Consider the following 10,485-nt stretch of genomic DNA (forward strand, 5'->3'; position numbering starts at 1 on the left):
GCTGCAGCCGATTCCGACACGAACCGGCTTATTGGGAACATATCGGGCACCGCTAGCGCGGTGCCCTTGCCCTCTTCGACTTTCAGCCGCTGCTCTCGCTATCAACAATCTCCTTCGCAAGAGCGTCCGAACTAAGATCGAATTATAGCTTATGATAATTTGACGGACAAATCTTAATATGGATAGTACGTACCTAATCATATCTACTGTTTCAAGCATTTTATTGCTTATTGAGAGTATATGCAATTCACTTGCAGCGTATAATCAGATTAGATACAAAATGATACACGTTTACTAACTTAGTAGTATACTGATGAATTGACTCATTGCTTGCTATAACGAATTATCATATCAGTATTATAAACTGTTAATAACAAAACCTTGAATTTCTCATTCGCATGGTCGATTTCACTCGACGGCAGGTACTTTCACAGTCGGTGGCTGCTGCGCTTGGGGCCAGCGTCATCGGCGTGGCAAGCGGAGAAGAAGTCGAAGAGACAGATACACCGGGCGCTCCGAGCGTCGCTGGGAGCCTCAAGCGCTTCTCGACAACGGCATTTGGTGCGGAGGTGACAGGGCCATTCGTGTTCGAAGACGGCGGACTACTGTACAGTCTCCAACACCCGGACGAAGAGAACCCTGGAGAGTTCGGGCGGGCTGCGGTGGGCTATTTCAGCGGTTTCCAGTTTGAGTTTAACGGAAGCAATGACGACTTTCCTGAGGTGGGGGTTCCGGACACAGAAAATAAACAGCGTCAGGTCCGGTCCGCAGCCGGCGACTACGAAATCCTCGTGCAGGGACGCGAACCCATCAACAGTGGGCAGGCACGGCTTGGTGTGGTCCAGACGCCCGATGGAACAGATATCACCCAGGAGAACTTTGCGGGCACCCAGTACGGCGGCGCGGCGACGAACCCCGACTGCAACCAGTTCGTCCCGAGCAACGACGAGGGGACCGAGGGCTACCTGTTCACGAACTGGGAGAACAGCCCTGGGTGCGTTTCCCGGGTCCCGATAAGCAAGGGTGAGAACGGTGAGTGGAGCGCGGACACCGAGAACGCGATAAACCTGACCAACACCGAGTCGCTCCGTGAGCATGGGGGGACGCGAATCAACTGCTATGGTGACCTCAGTCCGTGGGAGACGATGATCTCTGCTGAGGAGAACTACGCACACCCGCGCGTCAGCTTGACGGCGACGGTGAGCGACATCGTTGATGCGGGGTCGGGCGAGGGCCTTATCGGCGGGTGTCAGTTCTGGAACCGGCCGAACCCGAGCGAGATATCGGACGCAATCGAGTCATACGCTGAGAGCGGCGACCTCGACGAGAGCTTCTATGCACAGGGCTCTTGGGCCCTGACCGGCGTCGAATTCCTTGCATACTACCTCGGTGCGGACCGCGATGACCAGGCAGGGGGCGAAAATAATATGACGCTCCTCGACGACGTGTATCCGAATCCATACCGATATGGGTACTTCGTCGACTTTCGCGAACCAACTTCGGACGAACCTGAAGCGGTCAAGTACTACGTGATGGGACGGGCCTCGTGGGAAGCACCAGATATTCAGGGCGACCAGCGGACTGTTTACGGCTGTTCGGACGGTGATAGCAAGGGCGTCTACAAGTTCGTCGCCGACGAGCCAATTCCGGAGTACGACAACACAGACGACATCGCAGGCACGCTGTACGCGCCAAAGATTACCAATGACGCGGCCAACGCCGCCGAAGCCGGTCAGCGTAACTCTCCCGCACAGACTCCACTGGAAATCGAATGGATGGAGCTCGGTCACGCCACGAACGGCGAGGCTGCTGAGTGGATCGCGGAGTACGACGACATCACGCAGGCCGACTACATCACAGAGCACACGGAATACAGTGTGGACGAAATCGGGACGGATGTCTCGGTGTCCGACGCGGTCAGAGAAGCCGACCTTACAGTCCTCCAGAGCGCAAGCGGCAACCAGAGTTACATCACGAACGAGGACATCGTCGAGTGGGCCGAACAGTACGAGGCAAACGGTCCCGACGGCGTTGACGAAGAACTCCGTCGCGTCCCGTTCTTGGAGACCCGCGCAGCCGCCAAAGAGATCGGTGCGTCCATCGAGTTCAACAAGGCTGAGGGCGTCGACACCGTGGATAACTCCCAGCCCGGCGACTTCATCTACTTCGGTATCTCGGAGTTCAACGACGCGCTCGCGGACGACGAGGGCGATGTCCAACTTGACCGCGTCGACGGCGGCGTCGTCTACCGCGGCGTGCTCGAATCAAACTACAATGTCTCGACGCTCGAACCGGTCATCACCGGTCCTGACTTTACTGACTCCCCAGAAGATGCCGACGACGCGCTCCGGAATATCGACAACGTCTATACGATGCGGGACGGCCGCGTGCTCTGCTGTGAGGACGGCTTCGGCGGCCCCGCGCGCTCGTATCCGAATGACGGTCTCTATGTCTACCAGCCGAAGGTCACTGTCAGCGCCGAGTCCGCTGCGGTCAGTAGCGGGTCAACGGGCAGTGTCCCGTTGACTGCCTCGTCGCTTCCCGCTGGTTTCTCTGGCGCTCGGCTCACTGTTAGTACCTCGAACCCTGAAGTTGCATCTATCACTGGCGTCTCGTTCTCCGATGCGGTCGGACTCACCGAGAGTTCCATCAGTGACGACGGCTCGTCGGCTACGATCCGCATGGCTGATGTCGATACAAACGTCCAAGCCGGTGCAATGGATGTCTCACTCGCAACACTCGATATCCGTGCTAACAGCGGCGGCACGACCGACTTGACTGTCTCCATCGAACAGATGGACGACGAGACCGGAGACGCTATCGAAGCAGAAGCACGAAATGGTGTCGTTATTGGTGGGCCACGGACGGTTGTCGGCAGCGACGCGCCGACTGACCCTGACGGCGACGGTTACTTCGAGGATCTCAATGGTAACGGCCGTCTTGATTACGAGGACGTTCGAGTACTATTCTTGAACTTGGATTCTGACAGCGTCCAACTGAACACCGGTGCGTACGACTTCAACGAGAACGGGCAGATAGACTACGCGGACGTGACAGAGCTCTACGAAGAGGTCAACTGAAGACTGCGATTCGGCAGTCATCTCATCTTTCCATACAGGAACACAATGACAGACGACACCCACCTTTCGGTACGTGGCTCCATCCGATGTGCTCGCCTCTCCCTCGCGCTCGTCGCACTTATCGTCTTTGTAACGACGGTCCCCACACTAGCGGTGGGGCAAAGCGACCCAGCCATCAGCATCAAGACCGAGCCTACCGTCGCCGGTGAGACGGCGACCACATCAGTCGTTCTCACCAGCGTGCCTAATGGGCTGGCCGGCTACCAGATCGATCTCGCGATTGATGACCGTGGGGTCGCCCGGTTCGAGAACGCGAGCTACTCCGACCGCTTCGGGCTCACGACTGATCCCATTATTAGTTCGAACGGCAGTACAATCACGATTGAGGCGGCTGACCTCAACGGACAAATCGAACCCGGAGCGAGCGACGTAACGCTCGCAACGGTCCAACTCACGGGCGTCGAAGGCGGCGAGACGCAGGTGACCGTCGCGTCGAGCCAAGTTGATGCAGACGGCGGCGGAGTAGTCGAACCCGCGACCGAGCCGGCAACCCTCGAAGTTTCGGCGGGCGCACCGACAGAAGCAGTGGCCGGTGCGGCCGAAGCCCCAGCAGCCGCTGGGGACTCGTCGAGCATGGAAACCACTGGGATGACCGATACCACGACTGGCGGCAACCAGTCGACTACCGGAGTGGATGGGGCACTTCCCATATTGATTGCTCTCGTCGCACTCGCTGCGGTAGCGGCCCTCGCAGCCAGAACTGCCTGACAATCATAAGCCTCTACCAACAGACACTATGCCGGAACCATGCACCGCCGATGCACCGACGGACAGCTCAACCTACCGTGAATACATCCTTGGCGTACGTATCGTTGAACAAACGACAGGCGATAGGACTCGCTACCGGTTCAAAGCACCAGATCACGAGGGAATCGAGTTCGATGATCCTGAGATGGCAACGCTGTATGCCGACGTGTACTTCGACGTGAACGGGTTTCAGGAGGCAGAAACTGGCAAACGTGGCGTCCCGCCAACAATCATACAGGCAGGCCGAGATACACTCGTTGCTTACTTCCTCACACAGGACAGCGTCGATGTCCACTGGGCCGCATCATTCTATGGCGAGAAACCGGAGAAAATCGAACGATACGTCTCACGCGTTCGCAAGCGCTCAGAGAAAATCCGTGAGGGAGCGAAGGAACAGAACCACGCTTGACACAGTGAGTCCATGACATCCTTCGCGCCGTGAACGGCATGGTTTCCTCTGGGGGAGTCTCGACTGTCCGTGGTTCCGGATTTCGGGGTAGTTTGTTGCACACCGATCACACCGGGTACGAGGGCGGCAGGAAAACCGGGTGTCAGCCTCCCCTGATATTGGTCCACTCTGCGTCCGCTTCGGGGTCATATACACCGCCCCGGTCGGGTACTTTCTCCGGGTTGAGTTCATGAATCGTGTGGAGCAACTCCTCACTGGCTTACCCACGAGCACGATACGCTCGATTTCGGTTATCTGCTTGTAATTATCACATGGGCTCTCCCCTACCTGGTGACCAGCCGGTGACGATCGCCACAACAGCTGTCCGTTAGAACCGGTCCATCCCGAAATGACAACTGCGCTTGCTCGAGCGAACGGAGTATACCGAATGCAAAACCGAGCGATATGCGAGTACAGCGATTCTGCTGCCGGTTCTCTCAATCAAAAGAGAAGATATCTGAACCAGTGTAGCCCCCGTATCAGTATAGACTACCACTAGATGTGAAACCAAGATATCCATTCCACACCCGCAAAACACGATTGCGCCATGAGACAGATTGATTAATTTTTTAATCATTCAGCAGTGTGACGCCAATATGGTCCCGCTTGAATTGCAAGCTCCCCTCCAAAGTAGTGACATCCTCGGTGGTGCCGCAGCCACTGTAATACTCCTATTCCAGTTAGCCCTTGTTGGAGTCCAAGTCGCTGGTATGTGGACGGTATTCAGTAAAGCCGGCCACGCAGGTTGGAAGGCAATCATCCCGATATATAATCTGTACGTGATGCTCCAGATTGGTGAGAACAGATGGTGGTGGCTGCTACTGCTTGTTGTTCCGGTTGTGAACCTCTACGCAGTGTATAAGATTCATGCTGGCGTAGCTCGGGCGTTCGGAAGAGGCATCGGGTTTGGACTTGGACTCGCATTCCTTGGCATCCTCTTCTTCCCGCTGATGGGCTTTGGCGATTACCAGTATCGCAACTCTAGCCAGTTAGCATAATGAACGTGCAAGCACGGCTGATTCTGGTCACAGCTGCAACGCTTTGTCTCGTCGCACTCGCTGGCTGCGGGCAGCCAGCCGGTTCGCTCTCGATGGAGCCAGTGGATGACGAAGAGCTAGCTAACAACGCCAGTACACAGCTCTCTGAAGAAGAGTTGGGAGATCCAGAAGAACGCGACCGCGGTATGCGAGTTCTCCGTCAGGCCGCGAAGAACGACTCAGCGATGGTCGCCGCGACGGAGCCGCCGCATAGCGCTAACGAGACGGTGTATCGGACTGGTGACCGATTCTATACGCTCTCGTACGCTGCGGTCAACACGACGACTGGCCGACAAGTGACGTATCGACTCGACAAGAATGTAACCACAAACGAGACCGACCAGACCGGCTGGACTGTCGCCGACTACGACGACTTACCGCCAATCGACCAAGCGATGCTTCACTCTCCTGTGTCGTACCTTTCGAGGGACAGTCTCGAAGAAGACGAGGTTCAGCCGGGAGGCATTAAGCAAGACCAGACCTATTCCCCCGCAGAATTGAACCGGTCGGCGATTGCCAACGGCCAGTACGATGCGGTCAGGTATGAGGGCACGCTCATTGAACTTGAGGTAATATCGAATAAGTCACAACCGCTTACAGTGTACCGGTACCGGCCCAGACCGGTCGCAAACGGCGCTGGGCCGTACGCTGCGTGTCTTCGTGACACGTATGCGTTCGAACTGAATGGCCTTGATTCGGATACCCGAGCCGTCGTGTCCGAGGCGACTGATGGGACATACCGCGCAGAAAACACCAGTGACGCGGCATTTCGGTCGGTGCTTGACCAGTTTTACGACCACACGGCGGTCTCGGCAACTGGCCAGTCTGGGTCATGGCTCGTTCGGTACGATGGACGACTCTATTGGGCAGAACTCCGATATGCCTCATTCGACGAGTATGAACAAACAAGGACAGCTAACCCACCCACAGCTGCCTGTTCGTGATAGCTCTTCACAACGCTAGAGCGACAGTGATACCGGGCGGTGGCAAGGCAGGAATGTCGTGCCAGCGCTTCTATAATACACGGTGGGTTGCTGATACTGGTGGTACAAGAATCTGCAGCGGAACTTCAGATACAGAAGTGTCAGGCCACCACGCCACTGTAGCAACCACTCAGTCTCCCTGAATGGCACCGCCGGCCACCGATACCGAACCGTAATCGCGTAGCCCTACTCGGGAAGTACTTTTTCCCACACCGTTGGTGCTCGTCCAAGTAGCCCGTCGTCGAGTCCCCCGGCCATTCTAACCAATCGTCACAGGCGTGCTAGATGCGCGCACTCGATTTCGTTAGTGCCCAACCCGACGGCGCCATCCATTTGTGTCTGATACCATCCGAAATGCCTCAGGTGTTGGCGTTGGCTGGGTTAACGTTGCTCGGTTTATCCCTGCAGGCGCTGAACTGGAGCAAAGCAGTGAGTTCAAATGGGTACTATCCAAGAATCTAATTATAGGTTATTGGATGCTAACTGACACGCTATTATTCGCGACAACGACGTTTCTCATTTGGGTAGCGTTAGTCTATTCGCTCTCTGCGGTCTGGTGGTTAATAGAAGTCTTACCGCTCGGCATTGGGTGGAACTCGAGCGAGATGGACACCTGGGGATTAGATGATCTACAGGTTCGCATACTCACAATCGGAGCGGAAGACGTTGTCCAGGCAACTGTTGACTCAGTTCCTGATGGTGTTGCTGGAGTCAAGGTTATCGCTGAACAGGATATTGATATTGATGGGGCAGCCGTATCTGTCGTACCGGACTCATTCAGCTGTAACGCCACAAACAAGGGCCGTGCCGTTGAGTGGGCACGGAGACACATCTCCTGTGACGCAGAGTATGTCCTGTATCTCGACGAAGATACACTGGTTACTGGGCTGACTGGCCTCCCTGATGCAGATTTCGTTCAGTTTACTGAAAAACCGATTTTCACTGGCTCACGGCTCGCCTATTTGTGTGAAGTGTTTCGAGTCGGCTACCAGTTCGAACAGCGTGCCTTCCGGCGTCTCTCATATCCGCTGTACGCATGGGGCGGCGGCTTCGCAATTCGACACGAGTTGGAGGATGAGCTTACGTGGGACGTAGCGACGATTACCGAGGACACGAACCTTATCTGGCGAGCTGCGGATCGGTTTGACTTAGAATATCGGCTCGTTGACGCCCGGTTTCGAAATCAAGCGCCACCATCGCTGAAAGCGATGATTAAGCAACGTCGCCGGTGGATGTCTGGGACACTGAAAGATAATCATATCCTCCCGCTATTGTACCAACCACTGACGCTAACTCGCGTGGTGTCGTGGGGATTCTCGCCAGCGATTCCACTGCTAATTATGGGTGCTTCGCTCGTCCCCGGTGCAACAGTCAGCATCCAATTTTTCGAACTGATTTCGACTGCACTACTGGCTGTTCTATTCATATATATGCTGTTTGGCCTGTGGGCCTACAGAAAGCATCCGTTACTATGGCCGGTATTCTTGATATTGACTCCACTGGCGGTTGTACTCCACGCCATCGGGGCTGCATGGGGTGTTATCAGCCCAATCGAGGAGTTCGAGGTCACAGAGAAGGTCGTACCCGAGACCATCGAAGGGGTCAACCCAGAATTGGACGAGGGTGCGATTGCAGCCCATGACGGGGAAGACCGCCTTGTCCGCGAATCGGCTGACGAATTCGATACAGAACTGTTCAGGGACTAATTGAACACGCGATTATTATTTTGCCAGCAATCCCAGATTTCAGCTTAGTTTGTTGCACGCCAGTCAAACTGGGAACCCAGTGCTTGGAGAGCACGGAGACTGTATATTTGCCGGGTGTCAGGCCCCCCTGATATTGGTCCACCCTGCGTCCGCTTCGGGGTCGTATACGCCGCCCCAGTTACTTTCTCCGGGTTGAGTTCACGAATCGTGTGGAGCAGCTCCTCGCTAGTCTACAGACGGGCGCAATACGCTCGGTTTCGGTTATCTGCTTGTAATTATCACATGGGCTCTACCCTACCCGGTGACCAGCCGGCGACGATCGCGACACCACCTGACGCTTGGTACTGGTCCATCCCGAAATGACAACTGCGCTTGCTCGAGCGAACGGAGTATACCGAATGCAAAACCGAGCAATATGCGAGTACAGCGATTCTGCTGCCGGTTCTCTCAATCAAAAGAGAAGATATCTGAACCAGTGTAGCCCCCGTGTCAGTAAATATTGCCGGCAGATGCAAAAGCGACGTTTGGGCTGAACAGACACCCCCCACCCGGTGGTCGGTTGCCGGTGAACGTCATGACAGACTCCGTTAAAGTTTGAGTATTTGACTCGATGACCATATGTACGTAATTCAAGCGATAGATACTGAATGCAAAATCGGTCAATATGCTGGTACAACTCCTCTACAGCCAGTTCTCTCAATCACGGCAAAGAAGGTCCGAAGTGGCGCGGGGCCCCGCGCCAGTCTATGTTGCCGCTAGATGCAAAACCGAGGCATTCGTTTTGCACTAAATTGTCTCACTGTGACTGGCATGGAATACTGTTGCGACCCCTCAGATTCCAGCAGCTCAAGAGACTGTCCGCGATAACTGACACTGTCTCTTCACATAATTGTGACCGGAGAGGATGCCATTCTGAAGGACCGGGCTAGCTCAGGACCCCCGGGTCTCGGATCGGCTATGCTTCCGCTGGCGTTGTCGTGGCGGGTGCATCGAATCCGCTGCAGAAGCTAGGCCGGTATCGGTTGATGCGGGTGTGGTTTCAGTTGACTGGACCACCGTGGACCGAATAAAATAGCACGCTGCTGCCCAGTCATACTTACTGGGCCATAGACACTCACTGTAATGTACTTCTATTGTCATCCATTCCTATGGTATATTTTATAAGTTAATTTATTTTAAAAATAAGTGCGCTGCGAATGTTCTTATATGCGGCCGGCAAATTTCTAATTAGCCGCTCTCACCATGCACGCTAGTTCACTCCCGCAGCCGGCCAAGCCCGACTTGTGTCTTGAGAGTGGCGTGTTGAACTGCGGTACCCCAACCTATACGAGCGCTATTCATCAACGCTTGACTCTGTATACATGATATACCCAACTACAGCTGCAGACAATGCCCCAACAGATGAAGAGTACGAACACCTCCTGATGGTGGCCAAACGCATCCAGAATCCGAGAAAGCGGACCAAAGCAGTATTCATGCTCCGCGCGATGGGCGAACTAGGCCTTCGATCCGGTGAGCTCCTCCACTTCCGCCCCAGCTGGCTTGACCGAGAGCGGAAAATCATCCAGATTCCAGTACAAGACGACTGCCGATGTCGGTACTGTCAGGAGCAGGCGGCCGCAGCGGCTGAAAACGACGACATCACACAAGCAGAGGCGCTTGAAAATTACTGGCAACCAAAATACCGAGCCAGTCATCGAGCGGTACCCTATACCAAATCAGACAAGACCGTTGAGATTACTGAGCAGTTCGCCGATATGGTGGGCAACTACGACTGTGCTCAATCGACTATCAACCGGCGATTGAACCGACTCATTGAATGCGCCGGTGTTAATGAAGATATCCACCCACACGCGCTCCGAGCGTACGCCGCACTGTGGTGGGCTCGCCAAGGGCTTGAAGCAGTGTATCTCCAGGGACTCTTCGGCTGGAACGATATGCGCGTTGCAGTGCGGTACATCCAAGCTGGAGGGAATCAGCTCCAACAGCGTATAAACGAACTGACTCAAGCAAACGACATCAGCGATGGGGAACACATCACCGATCTCACGACCGGCGGCCTGCACAATACTGATGAAGTGATCTCTCAGGCTCAAGCCACTTCCAGTCCAGCTGAGCATCCTCGGAGCAGAGACGGTTCGCCATCGATAGAGCAGCCTTCCACAACTGAGACTCCAAGCCCTGACTGCTCACAGGCTTCATTGCAAAGCTACATCGACGCATAGCCATTGTATAAGCGAGTCATAGAATACTCCTCACGTCCGATTTAGGGAAACACCGAACCCCAGATTCTATTCAACGCTCTTGCGTAGGAGATTGTGGATATTGTTGAGCGGCAGCTGTGGATTCGAAGAGGACAAGGGCACCGCGTCAGCGGTGCCCGACACGAATGATTCCGCTAGATGTGTTTGGATCGGAATCGGT

At 55.1% G+C, this 10,485-nt stretch carries 7 protein-coding genes; all 7 read left to right on the forward strand.

The features are described 5' to 3' along the window. Window positions 1-398: 398 nt before the first annotated feature. Complete coding sequence (locus tag G9463_RS22240; RefSeq protein ID WP_165897860.1) at window positions 399-3,080, forward strand: alkaline phosphatase PhoX; 2,682 nt, start codon at window positions 399-401, stop codon at window positions 3,078-3,080. Window positions 3,081-3,125: 45 nt separating this feature from the next. Next, the gene (locus G9463_RS22245) at window positions 3,126-3,848 is read left to right on the forward strand and encodes a cell surface protein (RefSeq protein ID WP_121304892.1); all 723 of its coding nucleotides are present in this window, start codon (window positions 3,126-3,128) and stop codon (window positions 3,846-3,848) included. A 28-nt stretch (window positions 3,849-3,876) separates the two neighbouring features. After that, window positions 3,877-4,296: a hypothetical protein gene (locus G9463_RS22250; protein ID WP_121304894.1), complete on the forward strand. Its 420-nt coding sequence runs from the start codon at window positions 3,877-3,879 to the stop codon at window positions 4,294-4,296. A 635-nt stretch (window positions 4,297-4,931) separates the two neighbouring features. Then, window positions 4,932-5,333: a DUF5684 domain-containing protein gene (locus G9463_RS22255; RefSeq protein WP_121304896.1), complete on the forward strand. Its 402-nt coding sequence runs from the start codon at window positions 4,932-4,934 to the stop codon at window positions 5,331-5,333. Then, window positions 5,333-6,316 carry a hypothetical protein gene (locus G9463_RS22260; RefSeq protein WP_121304898.1) on the forward strand — a complete coding sequence of 328 codons (984 nt, stop codon included), beginning with the start codon at window positions 5,333-5,335 and terminating at the stop codon, window positions 6,314-6,316. The genes G9463_RS22255 and G9463_RS22260 overlap by 1 nt, the downstream gene beginning before the upstream one ends. Window positions 6,317-6,831: 515 nt before the next feature. After that, window positions 6,832-8,061: a glycosyltransferase family 2 protein gene (locus tag G9463_RS22265; protein ID WP_165897862.1), complete on the forward strand. Its 1,230-nt coding sequence runs from the start codon at window positions 6,832-6,834 to the stop codon at window positions 8,059-8,061. A 1,361-nt stretch (window positions 8,062-9,422) separates the two neighbouring features. Then, window positions 9,423-10,286, forward strand: a complete 864-nt coding sequence (locus tag G9463_RS22270; protein ID WP_165897861.1) for a site-specific integrase — start codon at window positions 9,423-9,425, stop codon at window positions 10,284-10,286. Window positions 10,287-10,485 lie beyond the last annotated feature (199 nt).

Origin of the sequence: Haloarcula sp. JP-Z28, from assembly GCF_011440255.1 — an archaeon.
In the GTDB taxonomy this organism is placed as follows: domain Archaea; phylum Halobacteriota; class Halobacteria; order Halobacteriales; family Haloarculaceae; genus Haloarcula; species Haloarcula marismortui.

What these genes read in the sequence shown, in the direction of transcription:
- G9463_RS22240 (WP_165897860.1), top strand. Translation starts at nt 399, where the DNA reads ATGGTCGATTTCACTCGACGGCAGGTACTTTCACAGTCGGTGGCTGCT.
- G9463_RS22245 (WP_121304892.1), top strand. Translation starts at nt 3,126, where the DNA reads ATGACAGACGACACCCACCTTTCGGTACGTGGCTCCATCCGATGTGCT.
- G9463_RS22250 (WP_121304894.1), top strand. Translation starts at nt 3,877, where the DNA reads ATGCCGGAACCATGCACCGCCGATGCACCGACGGACAGCTCAACCTAC.
- G9463_RS22255 (WP_121304896.1), top strand. Translation starts at nt 4,932, where the DNA reads ATGGTCCCGCTTGAATTGCAAGCTCCCCTCCAAAGTAGTGACATCCTC.
- G9463_RS22260 (WP_121304898.1), top strand. Translation starts at nt 5,333, where the DNA reads ATGAACGTGCAAGCACGGCTGATTCTGGTCACAGCTGCAACGCTTTGT.
- G9463_RS22265 (WP_165897862.1), top strand. Translation starts at nt 6,832, where the DNA reads ATGCTAACTGACACGCTATTATTCGCGACAACGACGTTTCTCATTTGG.
- G9463_RS22270 (WP_165897861.1), top strand. Translation starts at nt 9,423, where the DNA reads ATGATATACCCAACTACAGCTGCAGACAATGCCCCAACAGATGAAGAG.